The 21967-nt window shown below is 40.0% G+C and carries 21 protein-coding genes and 2 pseudogenes; 15 read left to right on the top strand and 8 right to left on the bottom strand.

The genetic code is table 11. From position 1 onward, the window contains the following. Positions 1 to 49 precede the first annotated feature (49 nt). The gene (locus ACIPUA_RS09445) at positions 50 to 280 is read left to right on the top strand and encodes a hypothetical protein (RefSeq protein ID WP_449059599.1); all 231 of its coding nucleotides are present in this window, start codon (positions 50 to 52) and stop codon (positions 278 to 280) included. Here ACIPUA_RS09445 and ACIPUA_RS09440 read toward each other — a convergent pair. After that, positions 257 to 1141 carry a TIR domain-containing protein gene (locus ACIPUA_RS09440; RefSeq protein ID WP_449059598.1) on the bottom strand — a complete coding sequence of 295 codons (885 nt, stop codon included), beginning with the start codon at positions 1139 to 1141 and terminating at the stop codon, positions 257 to 259. The genes ACIPUA_RS09445 and ACIPUA_RS09440 overlap by 24 nt on opposite strands. A gap of 144 nt (positions 1142 to 1285) precedes the next feature. Here ACIPUA_RS09440 and ACIPUA_RS09435 point away from each other — a divergent pair, with 144 nt between their 5' ends. The 9 genes from ACIPUA_RS09435 to ACIPUA_RS09395 all read left to right on the top strand — a co-directional run bounded on the left by ACIPUA_RS09435 (position 1286) and on the right by ACIPUA_RS09395 (position 14734). After that, positions 1286 to 1786, top strand: coding sequence for a hypothetical protein (locus tag ACIPUA_RS09435; protein ID WP_449059597.1), 501 nt, complete (start codon positions 1286 to 1288; stop codon positions 1784 to 1786). Positions 1787 to 1848: 62 nt separating this feature from the next. Beyond that, positions 1849 to 5337: a tape measure protein gene (locus ACIPUA_RS09430; protein ID WP_449059596.1), complete on the top strand. Its 3489-nt coding sequence runs from the start codon at positions 1849 to 1851 to the stop codon at positions 5335 to 5337. A gap of 121 nt (positions 5338 to 5458) precedes the next feature. Next, on the top strand, positions 5459 to 6244 hold the full coding sequence (locus ACIPUA_RS09425) for a hypothetical protein (protein ID WP_449059595.1): 786 nt from the start codon (positions 5459 to 5461) through the stop codon (positions 6242 to 6244). Beyond that, the gene (locus tag ACIPUA_RS09420; protein WP_449059594.1) at positions 6235 to 6630 is read left to right on the top strand and encodes a hypothetical protein; all 396 of its coding nucleotides are present in this window, start codon (positions 6235 to 6237) and stop codon (positions 6628 to 6630) included. Before ACIPUA_RS09425 ends, ACIPUA_RS09420 begins: the two co-directional genes overlap by 10 nt. Before the next feature lie 66 nt (positions 6631 to 6696). Beyond that, positions 6697 to 7161, top strand: a complete 465-nt coding sequence (locus tag ACIPUA_RS09415; protein WP_449059593.1) for a hypothetical protein — start codon at positions 6697 to 6699, stop codon at positions 7159 to 7161. Continuing rightward, positions 7158 to 7658, top strand: coding sequence for a DUF1833 family protein (locus ACIPUA_RS09410; protein WP_449059592.1), 501 nt, complete (start codon positions 7158 to 7160; stop codon positions 7656 to 7658). Before ACIPUA_RS09415 ends, ACIPUA_RS09410 begins: the two co-directional genes overlap by 4 nt. 9 nt (positions 7659 to 7667) lie before the next feature. Further along, positions 7668 to 8048: a nitrite transporter gene (locus ACIPUA_RS09405; protein ID WP_449059591.1), complete on the top strand. Its 381-nt coding sequence runs from the start codon at positions 7668 to 7670 to the stop codon at positions 8046 to 8048. Then, positions 8045 to 11137, top strand: a complete 3093-nt coding sequence (locus ACIPUA_RS09400; protein WP_449059590.1) for a host specificity factor TipJ family phage tail protein — start codon at positions 8045 to 8047, stop codon at positions 11135 to 11137. Before ACIPUA_RS09405 ends, ACIPUA_RS09400 begins: the two co-directional genes overlap by 4 nt. Before the next feature lie 66 nt (positions 11138 to 11203). Continuing rightward, entirely contained in the window at positions 11204 to 14734 is a 3531-nt protein-coding gene (locus ACIPUA_RS09395; protein WP_449059589.1) for an SGNH/GDSL hydrolase family protein, read from the top strand. 226 nt (positions 14735 to 14960) lie between these two features. On the opposite strand, the gene ACIPUA_RS09390 is transcribed toward ACIPUA_RS09395, so the two are convergent. Together ACIPUA_RS09390 and ACIPUA_RS09385 are read right to left on the bottom strand one after the other, a co-directional pair. Beyond that, on the bottom strand, positions 14961 to 15239 hold the full coding sequence (locus tag ACIPUA_RS09390) for a hypothetical protein (RefSeq protein WP_449059588.1): 279 nt from the start codon (positions 15237 to 15239) through the stop codon (positions 14961 to 14963). Then, a complete protein-coding gene (locus tag ACIPUA_RS09385; protein WP_449059587.1) occupies positions 15236 to 15481 on the bottom strand; it encodes a DinI-like family protein in 246 nt (81 codons plus the stop codon). Before ACIPUA_RS09385 ends, ACIPUA_RS09390 begins: the two co-directional genes overlap by 4 nt. A gap of 219 nt (positions 15482 to 15700) precedes the next feature. On the opposite strand from ACIPUA_RS09385, the pseudogene ACIPUA_RS09380 reads away from it, so the two are divergent. Continuing rightward, a pseudogene (locus ACIPUA_RS09380) lies at positions 15701 to 15865 on the top strand (NADP-dependent isocitrate dehydrogenase); the annotation flags it as partial. A 146-nt stretch (positions 15866 to 16011) separates the two neighbouring features. On the opposite strand, the pseudogene ACIPUA_RS09375 reads toward ACIPUA_RS09380, so the two are convergent. Next, a pseudogene (locus tag ACIPUA_RS09375) lies at positions 16012 to 16176 on the bottom strand (integrase); the annotation flags it as partial. A 6-nt stretch (positions 16177 to 16182) separates the two neighbouring features. Here ACIPUA_RS09375 and ACIPUA_RS09370 point away from each other — a divergent pair. Then, on the top strand, positions 16183 to 16344 hold the full coding sequence (locus ACIPUA_RS09370) for an antitermination protein Q (protein ID WP_307862899.1): 162 nt from the start codon (positions 16183 to 16185) through the stop codon (positions 16342 to 16344). Between the two features lie 80 nt (positions 16345 to 16424). Here the strand turns inward: ACIPUA_RS09370 and ACIPUA_RS09365 are convergent, their stop codons facing one another. Both ACIPUA_RS09365 and ACIPUA_RS09360 read right to left on the bottom strand, forming a co-directional pair. Beyond that, positions 16425 to 16739, bottom strand: coding sequence for a tetratricopeptide repeat protein (locus tag ACIPUA_RS09365; RefSeq protein ID WP_449059586.1), 315 nt, complete (start codon positions 16737 to 16739; stop codon positions 16425 to 16427). A 269-nt stretch (positions 16740 to 17008) separates the two neighbouring features. Next, positions 17009 to 17164: a hypothetical protein gene (locus tag ACIPUA_RS09360; RefSeq protein ID WP_164975497.1), complete on the bottom strand. Its 156-nt coding sequence runs from the start codon at positions 17162 to 17164 to the stop codon at positions 17009 to 17011. Between the two features lie 173 nt (positions 17165 to 17337). On the opposite strand from ACIPUA_RS09360, the gene ACIPUA_RS09355 reads away from it, so the two are divergent. Both ACIPUA_RS09355 and ACIPUA_RS09350 read left to right on the top strand, forming a co-directional pair. Then, a complete protein-coding gene (locus ACIPUA_RS09355; RefSeq protein ID WP_129466007.1) occupies positions 17338 to 17583 on the top strand; it encodes a hypothetical protein in 246 nt (81 codons plus the stop codon). 301 nt (positions 17584 to 17884) lie between these two features. Beyond that, positions 17885 to 18106 (top strand): hypothetical protein, encoded by a 222-nt coding sequence (locus ACIPUA_RS09350; RefSeq protein WP_042843476.1) that lies wholly within the window; start codon positions 17885 to 17887, stop codon positions 18104 to 18106. Between the two features lie 163 nt (positions 18107 to 18269). On the opposite strand, the gene ACIPUA_RS09345 is transcribed toward ACIPUA_RS09350, so the two are convergent. Next, positions 18270 to 19262: a hypothetical protein gene (locus ACIPUA_RS09345; RefSeq protein ID WP_042843477.1), complete on the bottom strand. Its 993-nt coding sequence runs from the start codon at positions 19260 to 19262 to the stop codon at positions 18270 to 18272. Positions 19263 to 20424: 1162 nt separating this feature from the next. Here ACIPUA_RS09345 and ACIPUA_RS09340 point away from each other — a divergent pair. Continuing rightward, positions 20425 to 20883 carry an Hsp20 family protein gene (locus ACIPUA_RS09340; protein ID WP_042843480.1) on the top strand — a complete coding sequence of 153 codons (459 nt, stop codon included), beginning with the start codon at positions 20425 to 20427 and terminating at the stop codon, positions 20881 to 20883. A gap of 112 nt (positions 20884 to 20995) precedes the next feature. Here ACIPUA_RS09340 and ACIPUA_RS09335 read toward each other — a convergent pair whose 3' ends face one another. Further along, positions 20996 to 21886 carry a dihydrodipicolinate synthase family protein gene (locus tag ACIPUA_RS09335; RefSeq protein ID WP_166685085.1) on the bottom strand — a complete coding sequence of 297 codons (891 nt, stop codon included), beginning with the start codon at positions 21884 to 21886 and terminating at the stop codon, positions 20996 to 20998. Between the last annotated feature and the right edge of the window lie 81 nt (positions 21887 to 21967).

The following is a 21967-nucleotide window of genomic DNA, read 5'->3' as shown; positions in this document are numbered from 1 at the left end:
GTAATTCAATATGTCTGGAACGGTAGATGAGGTTATTTTAGGGGGTAATATGAGTGAGGATAGGATCCAAAAGCTTGAAAATGAAATCTTCCAATTAAAGTATCAACTCTTAATTATTAACCAAATTATTTCTCCAAAAACGCCAGAATGGGCAACTGAGGCATTAGAAAAAGCTGAAAGGCTGGGGTTGAAACCCTCATCTTATGGTGAGGGTTATGATACTTATCGGATTTTAGATTTACTAGATAGGCTTGGTTTACTCCTTGAGCATCGGCAGTAGTTGCTCGGCCATTTCATCAATAGTGTAGTCTGACGTGGTTAACGCTTTCTTATCAGCTAAAGACGGACTGAATTTTAGGACTTCGGATTTAGATATTTCGTGCCATATAGGTAGAATTCGCCCGGAACCGTTAATTTCTTTAGCAACCAAACCGTTTAGCTCGTACTCTGTCCAATCTTTTTTTATGAATGCTTTAGATATGACTACAATACCAAATCTAGAGTTTGCCAAACCTTTATCAATTTTTTTTCTTAAGCTATCGCCCCATTGAAGAGAAAACTCATCGTACCAAACCTTGATGCCAAGCTGTTTTAGGTGCTCAGCGAATGGTCTTGCAAATGATTCTTTATCTTCACTAGCATGTGAAACAAACACATCATATTCAGGAGAGTCGATATGTTCTTTATGGGGGGCTTCATTTAGGTGTTGCTTGGCTAGCGATATTTGAGATTGAATAGCCCTTGTTTTCGCTTCCATTTCTCGGGTTAGTTTGCGTTGGAAATCGAGCTGCTCTCGTTCTTGTTTCTTTCTTTCAGATTCAAGTTTTTTTCGTTCGTTTTCTTCATCTTTAGCTAGTTGGGTTTGATACCTATGTAATTCAGATGTTTTACGAGCGATATCTTTAGCTAGATCCGCTTTTTTAGAATTACAACGAGCTATATCTTCATTATATCGTGCTACTTGATTCAATTTAGACGATATGGTCGATGCTGAACTACTTTTTGTTATTGAGCTATGTGCTTGTTGAATTTGCTTTAATAAAGTTGCTTCTTTTTTACTTTCATCCGCAACTTTTTTTTGTAAGTTAGCAATATCATTTTGAATTCTGAGAATCGCACTTTGATTTGAACTAATAGACATTACGTGCCCCGAATTAAGTTAAATATATTAGTCGGTAATTTATACCATCGATTTGATATTTATGCCCCTTAATTAGTATTTTAGAATTTAATTGCTGAAACTATTTGCTAATATTCAATCATTGATAATAAAAAGGTATTGATGATGAAAAAAATATTAGCAGTGGTTGGGGTGGTTGCTTTGCTAGCAGGGTGTGACAGTAAACCAGACGCACCGTTCGGTTTGAAGTGGGGGCAGAGCATCGATAGCATCAGTTTTATTAAAGATGGTGATTGTGAGAAAAAACCAGAAACAACGGTGTGCGTGTTTGGTGCAGAACAACCATTTAGTGAACTTTCATATTACAATTCATTAAAATTTGATAAAGCCGGATTATTTGAAGTGGAGTCGATGTTTATTGGAGGTCAAGATTATCTACCTGATTTTAAAGAGTTTGGAAATAAACTGAGCCAAGAAATTGATTACTTAAAATCTATAGGGTTTAACCAAGATGCACTAACTAATATCTCTGATAAATGCAAAGAATCAGATAGCTGCAATAATATTAAAGAAGCTTCTGAAAGTAGCTATGGAAAATCAGAGGTATGGATATGGGAAGAACCTAGCCGAAAGGTTCACCAATTAACAGTTATTTTTAATAAATAACTAGCAAATCAATCAAATTAACCCTGCCAGTTGGCGGGGTTTTTTCGTTCTAGGAGATAGAAATGACTGAGCAGACCTCAAGGCTAGCAATAATTCTAGACAGCACGGGAGCTAAGCGTAACTCAGACACTTTGGCTACATCATTAGAACGATTAACCGCACAAGGTGAAAAAGCCACAGGGTCAACTGATGAACTAGGATTTTCCTTTAAACGCTTAGCAACGTCAGCCGCAGGGGCTTTATCGATTGGAATTGTGATTAAAACAGTCGATGAGTGGGGGCAGGTTGCTGCGCGTATGAAAAACGCCTTGAGATCTGTCGAAGGTGATATTAAAAATTACTCAGCTATTCAAGAGCGATTTTTAACTATTAGCAACCGCAATGGTAAAGATATTGCCGATACGCAACTACTCTACATTGGTGCAGCCACAGCAATGCAAGAGCTTGGCTATAGCACAACTCAAACAGTTGATTACATCGAATCCCTTTCATCCGCAATGACCGCCAATGCTTCAAGTGTCAATGAAGTTCTATCGATGCAAAATGCGTTAAACAAATCGATGGTTGCAGGTAGAGTTGCAGGTGAAAACTGGAACTCAATAATGAATGCTACACCTACCTTACTTGGCGATATTGCAAAAGAGTTAGAAAAGCAAAATGGCGGCATTAAAGTTACGGAGATGGAAGTTAAAAAGCTGGCTGCTGACGGTAAGATTTCTTTTAAGTTGTTCGCTGATGCGGTAATGGCTGCGAAGGATGCTAATAATGCACTAGCCGATAGCATGGATAACACTGTTGCAGATGGTCTTACTCGGGTTACAAACTCGGCAAAAGCCTATTACGGTGAGCTAAACCAAAGCTTAGGAATAACTCGATCCATATCAGCTAGCTTGGCAACGGTCAGTGATAACTTTGCTTCAGTTTCTACGGTATTAACTGGCATTGTTGGTATTGGCGCAGCTCGTTACTTTGGTAATCTGTCTAGCAGTATTTATGATTCAACCAAAAAAGCCGCTGAGAACGCATTAACAAATCGTAAGCTTGCGGTGGATAAAGTTAATACTGCAAGGGCAACACTGATTCAGGCTCAGAATGAAAAAGCGGCAGCAATAGCAGCAATTGAATCCACTAAAGCACAGCAAGCAGCCGCGACTACGGAAGTTCAGCGTATTTCGCTAAAGACACAATTAGCCAACCAAACAGCAGTACTTACAGCGGTAACTCAAGCAGAAACAGTTGCAACTACTGAGTTGGCAGCAGCGCAGGGTAGGTTGAGCGTTGCCAATAATCTAGTTAAGGGCGGCTTAGCGTTAGTTGGTGGGCCTATTGGATTAGCTATGTTGGCGGCAGGTGGCATGTATGCATTTGCTACGAGTATGCAGCAGGCAAAAGCTGATGCAATAGATTTATCGCGTGGGCTTAGTGGATTAATTGAAAAGCTCAAGGAGATGACTCGTGAGCAAAAGCTTATCAAGATTGGTGATCTTGAAAACTCCTATGTCGCTTTAGAGTCTGCAATAAGAAAAGCAGAGCAAGCAAAGGCGGAGGCTTTCAGAGGAACTTTTGGTAAGGCTCAAGCGATAGAGAAAGAGACTGTTGGCACTAGAGAGCACACAAAGGCTGTTGAGGAAGCTGAACGAGCGCAAAGGAAATATGAGGCTGCATCTGCAAGTCTTTCTGTAGCTAAGGATGATCTGAGTCGAGCGCAAAACACAGTCAAAGTAATTCAAGCTGATTTGAATGGTACGTTACAACAAGGCGCTGACTTATTAAGAGCGCACACACAAACAACTCTTCCCAATGGAGCCGCGGCATTTAAAAGCTTTGGTTTCGATGTAGGAGTTGCAGCCAACGCACTAGGTCGATTTAATGCGGCATCCTTACAGCTTAATTTTACTGATGGCGGTGCAAGGCTTAAGAAACAGCTGGAGCGTGATATCGCGTTAGCTAAAAAAACAGGGGAGGCAAGGGAGCGATTAAGGGCTCAGTATGCAGCTGAGGACGCAGGAGAAACTAAGCCTGAAAATATTAAGGTTTTAGAAGACGCTGCCGCTGAATTGTATAACCTTAATCAAGCGAATAGAGAGCTCAACAAAACCACTACTTATTCTGAATCAGCCGCCCAGAAAATGCTATCAAGCCTCAAAGAACAGCAGATGGTATTAATTCAGCAGAGAGATACCAACAGCAGCTTAGGTAGCCAGCAACAAGCATTAGTTAAATGGGAGCAGCAGCTCGCCGACATAAAGTCTAAGAAAACCCTCACCGCAGATCAGACGTCATTACTTGCTAATGCTGAACTGATCACCCTTGAAATGAAGCGCAATGCAGAAATAGAGAAAACTATTCAGTATCGTGAAGCCGAAGTAAAAATTGCATCATTCCATAAGCAAATGATGGAGGAAGCCGAACAAGCGCAGAAACGCTATAACCAGACAATAGAAATGGCGGGTATGGGGACACTAGCACAAGGCAGGATGCAAGAACGTTTCCAAATCGAAGCGGAATTTGAGCGTAAGCAAGCGGACTTACAAAAGCAGTTTCAAGATAAGTCCACTGGTATGACAAAGGCGATGTATGACGAAGAAACGCAGTTTATTTCTGATGAGCTACAAAAGCGCTTAGCAATGCTGGAAGATTTCCATGTGAAGCAAAACGCTATGCGGGGTAACTGGACGCTCGGTGTGCATATGGCATTGCAGAACTATATTGATGATGCAATCAACTATAACCAAATTGCTGCTGATTCAGTGACCAACATTCTGAACAGCACTACAAGCGCTATTAGTACAGGCTTTACCGATATGATTAATGGCACCAAGTCGGTTGGTGATGCATTTAGTGATATGGCCAGCGGTATGGGGCAAGCAGTTATTCAGCAATTAACCCAGATGGCGGCTCAATGGCTAGTCTATCAAGCGGTTCAAATGATGGTGTCTAAAACGACTCAATCAAGCGCCTCAGCAGGCCTTACTGCCAACGCTCAAGCGGCTAGCCAAATGGCGGGGCTTAATGCTTATGCATCCACAGCAGCAATTCCAATATTTGGTCCCGCTATGGCACCAGCGGCAATGGCAGCAGCTATTACCGCCACGCAACCGTTAGCACTAACCATAAGTGCATTATCTACAGCTGGACTTACTGGTATGGCGCATAGCGGTATTGATAAGGTTCCACAAACGGGCACATGGTTATTGGAAAAAGGTGAACGAGTTATGACTCAAAACACCTCGGCACGACTAGATAAGATGTTAGAAGACTTATCTAAATCGATGACGCCAGACCAGTACGCCATGAAGAACATTCACCCAGCTAACCAGACGACGAATAATAGTAATCAGGAGTCAATGACACAAAATAATATTACTGTGCATTCAGCACCTATCACTATACAAGGCAACCCCGATAATAAAACTATCGCATTAATAGAGCAGTCGCAGAAAAAGGCCATAAAGGAAGCTATTGATGTGGCAGCGGCGCAAGTTATTAAAGGTGATGGCAGATTGGGAAATGCTATGCGTGGGAAATACAGTGGACGTAAACTTGATTAATTAGGATCGGGTCACTCTCTTTTATAAGGGAGTGATCACTTTTTCCATGTTGAGAATTCAGCGTAAAAATCATAAGATAAGCAAAGTTTTTTAATTGCCCACAGAGAAAGAAGATAAATGTATGCAACCAATTCATAAATCAGAAGAATTAATGCACTCTCTTCAAGACAGAATTTCAAATGAAGAAGTATCTAATGAAATTGAATTAATGCAAACACTTAGGGAAATTGATAAGTATAGTAGTGGGTTGGAGAAAAACCATCTAAAAGCTTTAGCATATAGCCTGAATAATAAAATTGATAAAGCTTGTGATTTTTTTGAATTATCCCTACAAGTAAATAACTTAGATTACGCTAGAAATTATTTAGCAGTGATTAATCAACGCTCATCAAATGTTAAATACTTACAATTACTTCACCGTTTTGCGGATGAGTATGAGTCTCCTACACTTGCCTTTTTAGCATACCAATCATGCCTTAATATTGCGGATTTACGTAATGCTGAAAAATTTATCTCAAAGGCTATCAAGTTATCAGAAGAAGATAAAAGAAATGTCTATATAAATGAGTTTCAAAATGCAAGGCTTGCATTGATGAAATATCTCATGCTGTCCGGTTTGAGCGAAGAAGAGCTAATGAACTTGGCAAATATAGTTATTTCTATCTTAGATGAGTGGAAGGTTCAAATAGTAGCTATAAATTACACAAACACGTCAGCTCATGATGAACAATCTAATTTATTCATGATGACGGCAGAGTGTGATGATCCAGAAATATTATCGGATATGAATATAGCATTGGCATATAAACTAGCTGAACATGACGAATTTATAGGTAAAAACTTCAGCGTATTTATTGGTGGGATTAATGATTTATCCGAGTTAAGGGAGCGATTACAGTGGCTGTAACATATCTAGATATACTTAATTTCTCTAAAGATTGCATGAAAGCGGAAAATGAAATTGGGTACCGAAATGCAATATCTAGGGCTTATTATGCGGCATACCACTGTGTCTATCCATCAATGGCTTATGGTCCGCAAGATAGCCATCAAGGACTGATAGATTACTTGGCTCGTTCAGATACTTCCGCAAGAGAGCAATACGATAAAAAAGATTTACTTGCTCTGCATTACGCCTTAAAGAATATGAAAGGGATGAGAGTAGTGGCTGATTATAGTTTGAATAATGGCGGAATGACTATGATTAATGCAGAGGCAAATATAGCTACAAGTGAAAAAACAATTAACAGAATGCTTGAAATGAAATCAATCAAAAAATCAAGTAAATGCTAAATAAATCATTATGTAAAAATAGACCTGCTACGGCAGGTTTTTTATTATCTAAAATTCGAGGATAGCATGACAGAAATAACCTATCCGTATGAGTATCTACCGCTACCTGAACAAGAAGGTTATGCATTTAAGCCGCTATCACCACTAAGGCGAACGCAATTAAGTTCAGGTCGAGCAAGGCAACGGCGGGTATATACATCAACACCAACGAATCTATCAGTCTCCTGGTATTTCGAAGAAGAACCGCAAGCGCAATTATTTGAAGCATGGTATCGGGATGCTTTAAGTGACGGTGCTGCGTGGTTCATGATGAAGCTACAAACACCACTCGGCGTTGAATTATACAAATGTCGGTTCATGGATATTTACGATGGGCCTACTTTAGCACCCCCTAAGCATTGGAAATTCTCAGCGACATTAGAACTGTGGGAAAAACCCTTGTTACCCAAAGATTACGGCTTATTTCCAGATATCGTTGTTAACGCCGATATTCTCGATATTGCATTAAACAGAGAGTGGCCAGAAGCATGACAATATTAAATCGGCTGTATGCCTCGGGCGGTTCTGAGGTGGAAATTGAAACCTTGCAAATCAGAGTCAATGGTGAAGATTACTGGTTAACCAAAGGTTGGGATGATATTGAGGCAAAATTAGAAGATGGGCGGCTAGTGACGTTTATTGCATGCGGGATGGATATTGCACTACCGGCACGCAATGAGGACGGCACCCAAGACCTCAAGTTTGCGATCAGCAATATCGACGGTATCGTGTCAGGTGCGATACGGGAAGCTATTGACAAGTATAACGAAAACCCTAGCGGTACACTCGCAGAAGTCACTTATCGGCAATACCTTGATATTGACCTCACCACACCCATTAAACCGCCGTTTACTTTAACGGTTAAGTCGGGACAATGGACATGGGTCGATGTACAAATCACCGCAGGTTATATGAACATTCTCGATACCGCATGGCCTCGCCACCGTTATAACCTCGCTGAACACGCAGGGCTTCGCTACCTCTCCTAGGGGCATTCTATGTTTAATATTGATAAATACCGTTCTGTCATTTGGCAGAAGGGCGGACGCGCTTACCCTCATTTAGACTGTTATGGCATCGTTCACGAAATTCGGCAGGATTTGGATTTACCCGCATGGCCAGCTTTTGAAGGCGTAACCAAAGACGATAACGGGCTAGATAAAGAAGCTAAGTTACTGGCGAAAACCGTCACCCGCTGTGAGCCTGTACAGGGGGCAGTCGCCGCTTGTTATACCAGCAGCATGATCACCCACGTTGCCATTATTGTGAATATTAATGGGTTACTTCATGCCATTGAATGTAACCCAAAATCCAATGTTACCGTTTTGCCCTTATCCCGATTTGAGCGACGCTTTTCTCATGTGGAGTACTACCAGTGACTATTCGCATTTATCCCTCACGTCTGCAGGGTGAGCCGTTAGAAACTCACCAACATGGCAATATCACTTTGCACCATTGGTTAACGGACAAGGTGAACGGGTATCATAATGAGGGTGCCCAACCTATTTGCATTGACGTTAACGACTCCCGCATTCATCCGAACGATTGGCCACTTACTTTTATTCGCGCTGAAGATGACGTAAAAATCTATCCGGTACCGTTTGGTCTTGAAGCCGCGACTATCGGTTGGATTGCCGTGGGGATCGCCGTTGCAACTGCCGCATACTCTATCTTTATGATGCGCAATATTGATGTTGGCGGCTATTCATCTTCGGGCAATGGTGACCAGCTCGAGCTAAACCCTGCGAAAGCCAACAGTGCTAAATTGGGTGATCCCATTCGTGAAGTGTTTGGACGTTTTCGGGTGTTCCCAGATTACTTAGTCCAACCCATTAGCCGCTTCGATAAAGCCGATCCGAAAATATACCGTACGCAAATGTTTTTGTGTGTAGGGCGTGGTAATTTTGCGATCAATGCATCTAACATCAAAATTGGTAATACCCCGATATCGTCATTTGGTGATGATGTGAATTATGCCATTTATCAACCGGGTGTTGATATCACTGGCGATGTTCGTACAGAAAACTGGTACAACTCCACGGAAGTCGGTACCACAACTGCGGGTACCACAGGGCTTGATTTGAGCTCTAGCGCACCAAAAAGTGTCAGCGTGAATGCTGAGGCGGTGGCGGTTTCGGGTGCGTCCATTTCGATGATCAACACCGAGTCGAGCGACGAAGAAACGCCTAATGATTCGACAATTCCCGCCTCGTGGAAGGTGGGGTCCATTATCACCATTGAAGCCCCAGACACGTTTACCGTAAAAACGGAAAATAGCCACAGCGTGATTTATGGTGATATGAGTGAGTTAGTACCGTACGTTGGACAGCCAGTTACCTTAGTATTTAACGACAACCACTATGATTTATTTGTAAAAAGTTATACGCCGCGTCAACCTGCCGTCCCCGGTGTTGGGGGAATTGCAGCCTCAATAGAAGCGAATGAGTCACCCCGAACGTATGATTTCACGCTCGAGCCTGAAACCTTTTCAATAGGCTGGCAAGGTGCAGTGTATTACATTTCACTATTAACCGACTATGTGACTATGAGCGGCTTAGTCAACACGATTACAACTCAACTGGTGGGGTCGGGGTTAGTTGCATGGGATGTATCAGGACGTATTGTCGTAACCGAAGAATCTAGCCCATACATTGGTGGTAATATTCTTGCATCATCACTACCCGATTCAGTATTCGGTGCCGAACCCCGCTTTAATGGTGGCGTTCCATCCTCTGGTGGCACACCTGCTATAGAAGCACATATTTCGCTGGCTTATAACAGTGCAACTGGTTCGGCTTTTTCAGGTTTACCGGAAGGCACTCAACGTCTTAGCCTTGGCCTTAAAGGTAATCAGTATAAAATTACGGAAATTGACGGGCTCACTCTCAGTGTCGAACGCTTCACCATCGAAAAAGATGAGTCAGGGAATGATGTTACAGTTATTGATGCAAATTGGCAGGGCTTTCGTGAGCGTACGTTGTTGGATTTCAGTATCACCGGCATTAATGACGAACAAAACTGGATAGGACCATTTTTAGCTTGCCCCAACGGGGAAACCACCAACCGCATGGAGCTCAATATTGTTTTCCCTGCAGGGTTGGCGTCTTATGATAAAAAAGGGCGTCGAGGTTCACGTGAAGTGAAAATAGCGGTTCAGTACCGTGGCGTTAATGATACAGAATGGACCACGAAAGAGTTTCGCTATAGCCGCAGTACCGAAGATCAAATCGGTTTCACGGAAGTCTTTGAACTACCCCAACAAGCACAATACGAGGTTCGTGTTAGGCGCGTTTCTGATGTGGGCGGAGGAAGTACACGCGATCAGTGCCATTGGCAAGCATTGCGTGCATTACTAACATCAAGGCCAACACATTACGAAGGGCTCACCACGATTGCATTAACGGTGAGGACAGGAAACCGATTAGCGGCGCAATCTGATCGCCGCATCAATGTGGTGGCAACCCGACTGTATGGCACTCAGCCCTCACGCAGTATTAAAGGGGCGTTTTACCATGTGTTGAATAGCCTTGGCATGAATAATGCGCAAATCGACAATATGGCCATCGAGGAGTTACACAATACCTATTGGTCACCGCGTAACGAATTGTTTGATTGGTCATCGGAAAGTAGCAGTGAATCGGCATTAAAAGTGATGCAGCGAATATGCAAGGCGGGGATGGGCGAGTTTTTATTAACAGAAGGGCTAGCCTCCGTGTACCGAGAGGGCATTAAGCCATGGACGGGGATCATTAGCCCACAAGAAACTACCGAGGATTTACAAACGGGCTTCACGGCTCCCTCGGAGGATGATTATGACGGGGTTGATGTCACTTATATTAATGGAGTGACATGGGCAGAAGAAACCATCCAATGCCGTACTAAAGAGAATCCCACACCAAAAAAGGTAGAAGATTATCAAGCGGATGGTGTATTAAATCCCTCCATTGCCTATCGTATCGGTATGCGTCGACTCATGAAACATCTACACCAACGACTCAGTTATTCAACGGCCACGGAGCTGGATGCGCTTTGTTACAATGTGGGGGATCGCATTGTCTTTACCGATGATATCCCGAGCAATAAAACGATTAGCTGTTTAGTCAGGAATATGAGCCATGACTCGAAGCGAATTATTCTCACGGTTAACGAGCCGCTTGATTGGTCATTTGAGCAACCACGCTGTTTAATTCGACTGCAAGATGGTAGTGCGTCACGGCTTTTGGTGCCCACGCAGATAGATGAATATACGCTAACTATTCCGTTCTCCAGCGAGTTGGAAATTGATTCATGGATAATGGACGACCCGTATATTGAGCCGCCACGGTTGATATTTTGTTCATCTAAATATGTGGGTTATGACGGTATTATGCAGGAAATCACCCCTAACTCAGACGGTACTTGCCAAGTCGTCGCCAAAGAGTATAAAGCTATTTTCTATCAATACGATGACGCTGAATATCCAGCGTAATTAACTCATAACATTAATCACGAACCTCGCCACTGTGCGGGGTTTTTGCATTTATAGGTGTCTGGAATGACAAAATATAATACAAACAATCCTCCTGGTTCTGCATCTCCAAAAGATGTGAATGACAATGCCATCACATTGGATAATTTAGTTAACTCAACGGATATCACCACAAAAGACCGACTAGGCAATGACCGACTAACCATAAAGGGATTAGAAGAAGCAGCTACATCCGCCGGGCCAACCGTTGAAGCAGCCGTGAAAGCCCTTGAGCAAGCTAATTTAGCGAGAGAAGCCACTCAGACTATTGAAGCTAATTCATCAGAATATGTGCAACGCGCTGAATCAGCTTCTAATTTATCAGCGGAATCAGCAAGAGAAAGCGCAATTTATGCTGACAAAGCATCAGCAGTAGTGTCAGAGATTATTACTGATGCTAAAGTCTTTGACACACCAGACGAGGGGATACTAAAAACCATAAATGGTGAATATTTTAGAGTGTGGAAATTTGCGGATAGTGGGAAATCTTTCATTTACTATCAAAATGATAATGGTGCCGCAAAAGAAATAACAAGTACAATAAGTGATGCGGGCGTTATCTCGTTAATTACACCTAACAGGCTATCAAATTTATTTGATGATGGGGGGTTTAAGTCTGGAATTGCACCACGGGTGAAAGGTGAAAAATCATTATTGAATGGTGTACTAATTAAAGACAATGATGCGTATTTATCAAGCATTGGGTGTGAGTATAGACTAAGAAAGCCTGCCACCGACAATTACAATCGAGGTCTATTTTGCGTTATGCGTATCCCTGATTACGCTATCGGTAAGTATGTTATTATGTCGTCGATTGTCATTTCTACCGATGGTGTTTTTGGGGGTAATGACAATTGTTCATTTCTGGCTGACGAAAATAATGCAAACATCATTAGCAATATTAACTATATAAACTACAGAAAAGACATTGATGCAAAAAAAAGATGTTATGCAACATGCGTAAAAATCCCGGAGAATGCAAAATATTTGCATATTGGTAAGGGTGGGCTGACATCAACCGACCCAATTAGTATCACTTCTGTATTTTATGCATTCAGTGACGCTGAAGTTTCGATAGAAAACATCAAGTGGGATGCGCCATATTCAATCTCAGATGCGTACAAACTTCAAGAAGATGAATTGAATTTCAATTTTGAAGAAAATTTGATTCGGTTTGGCGACTTGGATGGGGCTGGCAAAAATCCATTAATTCGCTCGGGCTCTGTTGTTGTTGATTTAACAACACAAAGAACATTAATTCAGCGTGGCTATACAAAAGCAATAAAATGGCGCAATGGGAATGAGTATATCGGGATCACTTCTGAGAAAGTAGGGGAATATGTCGGCGGATACTTCCTTGTTTATGCTGAAGACCCGAGAGACATTCCGAGTGTTAAGCGTGCTGTTGTTTACACGCAAATTGGTACTGTATTGACTGAAGCAGAGTTCATCGATGGCGGAATGAAAGAAGTCGGGAGACATTTGTTCTTGTTTTGGGGATATTTTAAAGTACCCCCTTATTCGGATATAACATGGCTTGGGTCTACAGCTGCGCCAGTGACAAATGAGCGATATGCCACTGCATTTTCATTGTTTTCATCGAATACTCAATTTGACATGTGGCCCATTGTGCGTCGGTTGGCACAGCGCAATAATGCTAAACAGCTCTTTAATCAGTACGTAAATAAGCATCAATCAAATGATAACGTTGAAATTATCTCACTCGTCAACAGTGATAAAATTGTAGTTCTGGGTGATAGCTACACAGAGTCAATGCATACACTGAAAGATAAGTCATATGCGGCAAATGTATCGATGCTAACGGACTGGCGCATAGAGCCCTGTGGCGTGTCTGGAAATGACTGTATCATGATGAATCAGCGTGTGATTGATAATACGCCAACATTTGGGTGGGGTATTCGCGATATGGGTGCAAGCCATGTTATGTTAATGAGTCAAACAAATGATGCGCGCAAGCGTAGCGTTTCATACAAATACTGGCAGAACGATTTACAGCGTGTTATTCAATCTATTTTAGCGATTGGCGCAAAGCCTATTATATCAACAGAGCACCCTAGAATTGATAGTTTTGGGTATGCATCAATATTCAATGCAGCGCGAAATGCGGGCGCGGATTTCTTTGATATCGCCAGTAATGCCCATCATTTTGAATTCAATACAGAGCCTAAACTGTGGAGCGGAACCCACCCAGGAACGCGTACAAACAGCGTGATATGGAATGGTGTATTGAATCACCTGAATCACTATCCTAGGCCAAGAACAAGTATTAAGCTTTTCCGGGCAAGGAACTCAGCAGACTTGTTATCTCAATTACTGTACGACAATATTGCAGAGCGTGCAGAGATTTATAAAGAAATCACGCTCGGGCATTCAGCAATACACGATAAAGATGCGCAATATTTTGATGATGTTAGCGCCCTCAATGCAAAGGACACCTCAAGAACACGTTATAACAGTGAATATGGCAACATAGTAAAAGGCCAACCACTACATGCAGTAAAATACCTGCTTGCAGAGGTTGTGCTCCCTGCATTTGCAAGTGATATTCAATCCTTGAAAGTAGTTATTGATGCAAGCTCACATGAGCTCTATGCAATTAATCGGCTAACCCAACCTGCTTTTACACAAACACTCTACAAGACGTTTATTAGCAACGAAAGCAATGTTGTAATTGGCGATAAGTATACGGACTCAGTGCGTGAGTTCACGGTTGTAGGGAAAGTTGGCGACAAAATCGTTTGCTCACCAAACCGTGACCCAAAAGATAGCTCTGGTACATTAACAAAAATATCAGGGAGTGGCGCAGCTTCGTTAAGCTACACGCGAGTTGAGCAGGGCTTTGACCCCAACTATTATTCACATTTTGATGATAAGAAAGGCGTGTGGGAGAAAGTACAAACTGAGCTCACAGGGGAAGAATTAAGCAAATATATGCAGGGTGATAAGTTGTCACTATTGCTTGTTTCATCAAGCACACTGACACTCAGCGATATTAAATTTGAATACATCGGCGGAGATAATAAGCCTGTCGCGGTTAACAGACAGCACCCGATTGGTAGTACTGAGTTACTCCTCAATACAAAGTTCGATGCAGCATTAACGGGATGGGAGGTAACGGGTGACATAACCGCATATCGACCAGATCAAGGTAATCCACCTCTTGGTATAAGCCATGTAGTGGCCATCGGTGCAGGCAAGTCTATCTCGCAGCTATTCACAGTCCCAGGCTTAAGCCAAGGGGGGCTATTGCAGTTCAGGGTTTGGTGTCGCCGCAAAGTACCCCTATTCAGTTCATCAAGTGATTTCTCAACATCATCAATCACAAGCGACTCATTCGATTTTAGAAAGCTGAGTTTGTATGTCGGAGGGATAAGCACCGAGTTAAATAAATCAACAGAGCTTAATCAGTTAGTCGGTTTAGGCTGGCAAGAAGTCATATTTGATTATTATCATGTTGGAAGTGGTGCAATAGAACTAAAGATGACATTGCAATCTAGTGATGATATTGAAATTGCATTTGTTGGTTTATCTGTATAAGCATTCAATTTTGCACTGTGCGGAATGTATTGCGATTGGCGTTTATTTTCATGCGGAATTGAACGCCAATCCATGCAAAATATTTCGCCGCGCTACACGCGAAGTTATTATCACGAACGGTTGTAAATACCATTGACGTAAACGTCACAACAAACGGAAATAACTATATCATCTTGCGGTTCCATTAAAATGAATGCGCCAGCTCGCGGGTTGGCGCATTTTTAAATTACATCAAGTATTTTTTAACTGGCTCAGGATAATCATCATCCGTTTTTTCTAAATACTCTCCAATTTTAGCATACATATGCTCAGCAATATCACGAGATAAATAGGTACGTTGTGCTGGCCTATCAATATCTTCCCATTTGTGCGTTTCTTTGTTGATAGAGCCATCAGCAAATGTGATTTCCAGCACTAGAACCTCATAAGGGCTATTAACGCCCACCTTCACATCTGTAATTCGAGGAACAATATCGATATTACTTTCTCCGCGATCATTCTTCATGCCGGTACCCACGAATCATCTTGCCAAATTTCTTCCAATAGTTGCCCTATCTCTTCTTTCTCATCATCAGTTTTAGTTCCACTAATCGTAAGTGATTGTGATGAGCTCATAGCGACGCGTAAACTCAATGGACCGAACCGGTCACCAATCCTTTTTATAATCTGTTCCTGCAGTGCATTTCTAGTTCTGTCAGAAGGCTTTTGTTTTGACTCTTTATCAAATAGTATCTCTATACGTGGCATAATAAACACTCCAATTGCACTGTGATAATATACAGTGTATTTATATACAGTAATTTATCAAATTGCAAATCTTAATTGGCTCTAAAAGCATTCCCCAAAACTATTTACCACTACGATATAAATCAACGGGTTATATGTATAATTGAAACACCTAAAACCACAAACAATAAAGTTTAAATTTATTTAAAATCAATATGATATAGATTAATTGGGAATATACTGCTGCGCCACATGGGTTGGACTGAAGCCGCTGACTTAATCGTTAAAGGTATGGAAGGCGCAATCGCGGCTAAGACTGTAACTTACGATTTCGAACGTCAATTAGAAGGCGCTAAATTACTGAAATGTAGCGAATTCGGTGACGCAATCATTAAACACATGTAATTTATTACGTGGTGTGATTAACAACGGGAGCCTAAAAACTCCCGTTTTATTTTGCCTTGAAAAATTCCTCTACAAAACTCCAGCAAAACTCTTCTGCAAAACAGGCTACAAAATAATCGTTATTTTATAGCTAAAACCTGCCAATTTTATCCTCGATCATCATGATATTTATCTGTCATTACCTAGCTCTTATGGCCCAATAAAGTTTTAGTACCGATGCCTTGATCTCTATATAACCTTTCTAATAAAGAACGTTGATCATAAAAACTTGGCGGAGTTCCATCTTCCCTCTTCAAATCTGTCTGATCCCTAAGCGGGTGCCGTCATCTGCGGCGTTTAGTGTAATTAGACATTTAGTGCCTGATCTTAACGAAAGGACATGGCGCAGAAACTGGAAGCCGTTCTATGAAAAATTAACGAGCAAATATTTTATTGAAGAGGGTGTAGCTGAATATGCGTTTAGCAAAGTAACGAAATAAATTATTATGATGCTAACTCAGGGGCTATTTTAAATGAAAATATCGAATCAGCAGAAGCAGAATTAGCACCAGAATGAGTATTACCGCCATTCGGCGCATAATTCATCATAATCTTCAATGCCGTTTAAGCACGCTTTTTTAAATAATTCAGAAGCTTTGTCTTTATCTTGTTTAATCACATCGCCATAATAGTAAAGGTATCCTAATTCTAGCTGAGCATCTGCATAGCCTTGATTGGCAGACTTGATATACCACTCAATAGCCCTAGAGTAATTTTTACTAACACCTTTTCCTTCAAAATACATTTCTGCCAAATAGAATTGTACCATAGGGTCACTTGGCTTGTTCGCATACTTTTTGTATATTGAGATCAGGGGATAGATTAGCGCAATCATGATCCGAACCTGCTGCAAATAAAGAGTAAGTAAACATCATAATTGGCAAATACTTTATTTTTATCATAAATTTTCCGTGTAAGGTCTTTAAGGCCTCTATTTAAAAAACGAATAAAATAAATGTAACTAAAGCCAAATAATAGCTAATTATCAAAACTATTTGAATACACTATAAGCATAGATAATTAGCAAAGTTTTCACATGAATTAAGTGTAAGCAAATGCGGAAAGAGAGTACGAATATGAAGACATGGCTGGCGTTAGTTTTATTTAGTCACCATTTTCTACTTTATTTTTAGTGTTTTCGCGTTGAGCATCTGCCTTAGCTTTGTTACTCAGTATTATCATTGTTACCCACACAAGGAATGCAACCGCTGAAATTACCAAGATACCAGCAATCCATAAAATGACTTCAAAAGTAATCATATACTACCCCATAGAAACTCAATAAATTTAGATTAAGTTAGTTTAATGTGTTTAAATTGCAAATATATTAAGTATGTTGAGCAGTAGACCTTTTTTTGAGAAAGTGAATAGAGATGAATTAAATTGCAGGGGGAAATGGTGGATGAACAAGAAGATTTAATTAAGAGTTAGCCGTGGACTGGTGCTGCATTGAAAGTCGCACTGGTAATGACAGTAGAAACAATGAAGCTAACACCATAGGAAGCGGAGGGCAGAACATTACTGTTGTAGCTTGCCCACTCGCAAAACCATACAGAGAAATAATGGCAATAGCCGAAGAGTATGGTGAAAGGGAAATACCTAAATCAATGCGCGATATGCCGTTAGATATTAAACAAACAACAAGAATTCACAATGACCCGCCTAGAGCGGGCTTTTAATAGAAACTAAAATTGTACAAAAATACTGCAATAAAAATAATTAGCGGAATGAAAAATGAAGCAAAGAATGAATTAAAGCACCCTGACATAGATGTGTCGCCTTTATATTTATTATCCATATAAAGCGTTATAGCTATGAAAGAAACAAACGAAACAAGGAAAGCGATGAGAAGTGCGGAAAAAACATCAGCCATAAATCATATAATCTCTAAGTTGCTTTAAGCTACCAGCACTATACATAAGTTAAATATTTATAGCCATCAGCTAATCACTGGTGGCTTTTTAATTTATGGAGACAGTCATGTCAGATAAAAAAGAAATAGCCACCCTATCTATAAAGATATCAGTCGATAGCGCTGACTTAGACAAGTTGGAAGCGCAACTAAAGCGCATTGAAGGGCTGATGGTTAGCACGGGATTAAAACAGCCAGCAAGTGGTGGGTTTGTTGCGAGCCCGTTCTTTGTTAAAAATGGTCAGTTATCTATTAAAACAAATGCAATGCTTGAACTCAATCAGTCATAACGCCATTTCAAACAACAAAATATTCCAAGGGATACGCACTGCACGGTCTTTTTTTGTATATAGCCACCGCAAATCATCAAATCACATAGTCACTTTAATGAAATTGCGGTTGGCTACATTGATACTGTCTATCAATTTAGTGAATTTTAAGGGGGAAGTAGCACTAATGTGTTAACTTGTTGAAACCTAACTTAGGTTCAATAAACCAGTGAATGGTTGAGTTAAAGGTTAATAAAAGAGCGATGCTGATAGTTGATAGCGTTAGTAGTATGACGACTAATGAGCTATATTCCACATGGAAATAAGTTAGGGTTTGTAAAAAAATAAAACAAATAATAGGATGAATCAAATAAACACCTAAAGCATTGTTTGATAGTTTAGCATATTTATCTGTTGATGAAGCGAAATAAATAATACTAGAACCTAAAACTATACTTATACAGAATTTTAAAATATAAATAACAAAAAAAGATGATAAAAAATCAGCGTGAGTACTGTTTATGATTAATCTATTGATACTTTCCTCATAATAAAGTGCGGCTATAGCCAAGGTTGTGCTGATTACAATTATCAAGTAAGGTTTTTTTCTAAGTGAGGATACTTTTTCATTATTAATAAAATAAGCGATGATAAAGAATGGGAAGTATATAATAATAGAGAAAAATTTTGATAAGTTAATTAAATAATTGTTGGCTAAATAAGAAAGAACCAATGATACCATCAAAATACAAGATAATATTGAAATGTTAGATTTTAATCTTGGTGGTAATAATAAAAAAAAAGCTTGCCAAACAGGAGTGGCTAAAAAAAACCATACTCCATTTTGAGGCTCAAGGATATAAACTTTCAAACTTAATTCGCCTGAAAAGTACAATGGAATTGCATCAACTGTTTGAAATGTTAAGTAAATTATAAAGGATGAAAGTAAGCTAAACTTCAAAGATTTCCACGTAGTATTTTTCGTTACGAATGCAACTATAAATACAAACATAGGAATTAATGTTAAGTCGAAAATATCAATAAGAAATGAAACCTTACTTTTATCAGCTAAATTTAAGTAGAAACTAAAAACAATAAAAGAACTCAATATGAGCTTCAAAGTAGGCCAATGTGGTTGGGTAATGTCATTTGACTCTGGCTTGATTTGTTGTTTCATATGGGCGCTCTTAATAGAAATTAGTTCATTATACTGCATTGATATACTTATTTAAAATGAATTCATTGGGTTAATTCAGAAACAGTTTCAATTTATCTTGAATAAATATTAGCTCTATGAATTTAAACCTAAGCTACTGTAATTTATAATTTTTTATTGCCTGAAATCTACATCTATCCTAATATTTACCCTCTACACGCTGAGGGGGATTGATATGCGTAATTGGCTTGGGTACTTAATCTATTTCTCTATTATATTTGCTATAGCAAAATGCTCTATGACTATAGCTCCAAATGCCAACTTCCCGGGTTGATGTTTACCCTAGGAAACATGGGGTTCTTGGCTTGGGGTGACAGTGTTAATTGTCATCATATTTCTAATAACGTATTGCACTTTTACTGTATTCCCACACTATGTGCCACCAACTAATTAACTTCAATTTGCACTCCCTCTAAGCTAATATCATTGAAACTAATTGATGGGATGGTGAGATGAAAGGATACATAGTTACTACCTTGCTAATGATTACTAGCTTTGGTTTTAATGCACATTCGAGCAATAGCATTGACTCATTAGTAGCAGATACAAAAAGGTCTAATTATGGTGATTGGGATTTTATTTATGCTGAAAAAATGAACTATGACTTATGTAAGCTATCAGTAGAGGCTATTTATACGTCTGGTGCAATGGAGCATAAATTAACATCAATAAGTAACCTTAAATACACGTACACATTAACAACATGGACACCAAAACATGTAGTCAGGATTGATTGCAACGGACATGGTGGAAATATAATGATATTGACTGCTGATTATATTGTTCAATAGTTAATCTAGCCTGTCCTTGGTCTGGGTGGTTAAAGATATTTACTGCTCGATATCTAAAAACAGGCGCTTTAAATCGTAAGAATTTGCCATTGTTTACCTCTGCCATCATGATATTTATCAGTTATTTTTTGAGACTTATTCCCCTTAGCGCTTTCTCTTTCAATATAAGTTATACCGTTAGGCGGGCGGGGTAGGCTCACCTGAATTCACATCTCTATAATATAAAAATAGGTAAAAATCATGTCATGGGGTTGAAAAATGACAATTCGTTCTTATCTATATTGTGGGTAAGTCACCTTTACCCTAGTTCAATTAATATTGGAGGAGGAATTATGACTAACATTAGACCTTTTTCACTATTTCCAGCAATTTCTGACAATATGTTGTCGAATCGGTTTGATCAGATAGATCGCTTATTTAGCCAATTAACCGGAAGTAAGCCTGTATCAGTACCAGCCCAGACTTATAATCTAAAACAAATTGATGATAACCATTATGAGTTGACGGTTAGCGTTCCCGGATATCAGGAAAGTGATTTAACGGTATCATTGAAAGGAGGGCGCTTACTGGTAGAGGGGAAAAAAGAGGAAAAAATACAGGAGGATAATGAAAAATGGCTCCATCGTGGAATATCACAAGGGCAATTCACTTTGCAATTCGATCTTGGTAAAAATGTAAAAATAGAGAAAGCTAATCTATCCAGTGGGTTACTGGCTATTAATATTGAATATGAACTGCCAGAAGAAGAGAAACCACAAATGATAGCGATTGAGAATAAAGATAATAAATAATCAATCTTAGTTATGTTGATGCAACAGGGCTGCACGTTATGTGTAGCCCTCATTAATTGATAACATGTTAAGGTATAGGCTATTTTATCAACACTGATTTATACCAAACTGACTATAAGAAATCAGCGGCTTTAAACTTCTCTAATACTTTAGCCTTTTGTTCTACAGTTAATGGGCGTAGCGGGCGACGCGGGTTACCTACATCAATACCATGTAATTGCATGGCAACTTTTCCGGCAGCCACACCACCGTATTCCACTAATACACGAATAATTGCAATGACTTTATCCATACATGCGGCGACACCTTGGTAATCACCTATGTTAAATTTTTCAATGATTTCAAGATAGAGGGGTGCAGCATAATTATAGGTACTTCCAACTGCACTTAATGCGCCACATGCTAACCCAGCAGGTATGAATTCATCGACTCCAAATGGGATATCATATTTACCCTCATTAACGCGTATACAGCGTTGGAATTCATACATATCAGGAGAGTTGAATTTCATACCAGATAAATTTGGGATAGTTGTACCCGCGACTTGTAAAAAACTCTCCATATCAATGTTTAAACCAGACATTGTAGAGTGATAGTAATAAAAACCTTTAGATGGGGCATTCTCAGCGGCTAAACGACAATATTCGACTAAATCATCCACATTACTGGGTTTAAAGAAGCAAGGACCAATGACGGATGTGGCACGAATATCTAATGTATCTGCATGACGTGCCAAGTCTATGGTGTCAGCGATACTTAATGCACCAGTATGAATAATTAACTCTAATCTTCCTTGGCTAGCCTTAGCCCAGCGCTCAGCCACTTTTTTACGCTCTTCAACAGAACAATGAATACCTTCCCCCGTTGTTCCTAATACATAAGCACCGCTTACACCACTTGCAATAAGATGTTCTGCGATTTTATCAATGACAGGGTAGTTTACACTACCATCGGCGGCAAAAGGTGTATGAGGCGCAGCAATTAATCCAGAGAGTTTGTTCATAATAAGTCCTTTGGAGGTTAGCTTCTTAATTTTTTTGTATTTGGAGTTTAGCTCTATATTAGGGAGCATTAGCTGTGAACG

The sequence above is a fragment of the Providencia sp. AGC89 genome, from assembly GCF_053543535.1.
This window is presented reverse-complemented; position numbering and strand designations above follow the sequence as displayed.

What these genes read in the sequence shown, in the direction of transcription:
- ACIPUA_RS09430 (WP_449059596.1), top strand. Translation starts at nt 1,849, where the DNA reads ATGACTGAGCAGACCTCAAGGCTAGCAATAATTCTAGACAGCACGGGA.
- ACIPUA_RS09425 (WP_449059595.1), top strand. Translation starts at nt 5,459, where the DNA reads ATGCAACCAATTCATAAATCAGAAGAATTAATGCACTCTCTTCAAGAC.
- ACIPUA_RS09415 (WP_449059593.1), top strand. Translation starts at nt 6,697, where the DNA reads ATGACAGAAATAACCTATCCGTATGAGTATCTACCGCTACCTGAACAA.
- ACIPUA_RS09440 (WP_449059598.1), bottom strand. Translation starts at nt 1,141, where the DNA reads ATGTCTATTAGTTCAAATCAAAGTGCGATTCTCAGAATTCAAAATGAT.
- ACIPUA_RS09365 (WP_449059586.1), bottom strand. Translation starts at nt 16,739, where the DNA reads ATGATTGCGCTAATCTATCCCCTGATCTCAATATACAAAAAGTATGCG.
- ACIPUA_RS09340 (WP_042843480.1), top strand. Translation starts at nt 20,425, where the DNA reads ATGACTAACATTAGACCTTTTTCACTATTTCCAGCAATTTCTGACAAT.
- ACIPUA_RS09350 (WP_042843476.1), top strand. Translation starts at nt 17,885, where the DNA reads ATGTCAGATAAAAAAGAAATAGCCACCCTATCTATAAAGATATCAGTC.
- ACIPUA_RS09345 (WP_042843477.1), bottom strand. Translation starts at nt 19,262, where the DNA reads ATGAAACAACAAATCAAGCCAGAGTCAAATGACATTACCCAACCACAT.
- ACIPUA_RS09445 (WP_449059599.1), top strand. Translation starts at nt 50, where the DNA reads ATGAGTGAGGATAGGATCCAAAAGCTTGAAAATGAAATCTTCCAATTA.
- ACIPUA_RS09435 (WP_449059597.1), top strand. Translation starts at nt 1,286, where the DNA reads ATGAAAAAAATATTAGCAGTGGTTGGGGTGGTTGCTTTGCTAGCAGGG.
- ACIPUA_RS09410 (WP_449059592.1), top strand. Translation starts at nt 7,158, where the DNA reads ATGACAATATTAAATCGGCTGTATGCCTCGGGCGGTTCTGAGGTGGAA.
- ACIPUA_RS09395 (WP_449059589.1), top strand. Translation starts at nt 11,204, where the DNA reads ATGACAAAATATAATACAAACAATCCTCCTGGTTCTGCATCTCCAAAA.
- ACIPUA_RS09390 (WP_449059588.1), bottom strand. Translation starts at nt 15,239, where the DNA reads ATGAAGAATGATCGCGGAGAAAGTAATATCGATATTGTTCCTCGAATT.
- ACIPUA_RS09335 (WP_166685085.1), bottom strand. Translation starts at nt 21,886, where the DNA reads ATGAACAAACTCTCTGGATTAATTGCTGCGCCTCATACACCTTTTGCC.
- ACIPUA_RS09360 (WP_164975497.1), bottom strand. Translation starts at nt 17,164, where the DNA reads ATGATTACTTTTGAAGTCATTTTATGGATTGCTGGTATCTTGGTAATT.
- ACIPUA_RS09405 (WP_449059591.1), top strand. Translation starts at nt 7,668, where the DNA reads ATGTTTAATATTGATAAATACCGTTCTGTCATTTGGCAGAAGGGCGGA.
- ACIPUA_RS09385 (WP_449059587.1), bottom strand. Translation starts at nt 15,481, where the DNA reads ATGCCACGTATAGAGATACTATTTGATAAAGAGTCAAAACAAAAGCCT.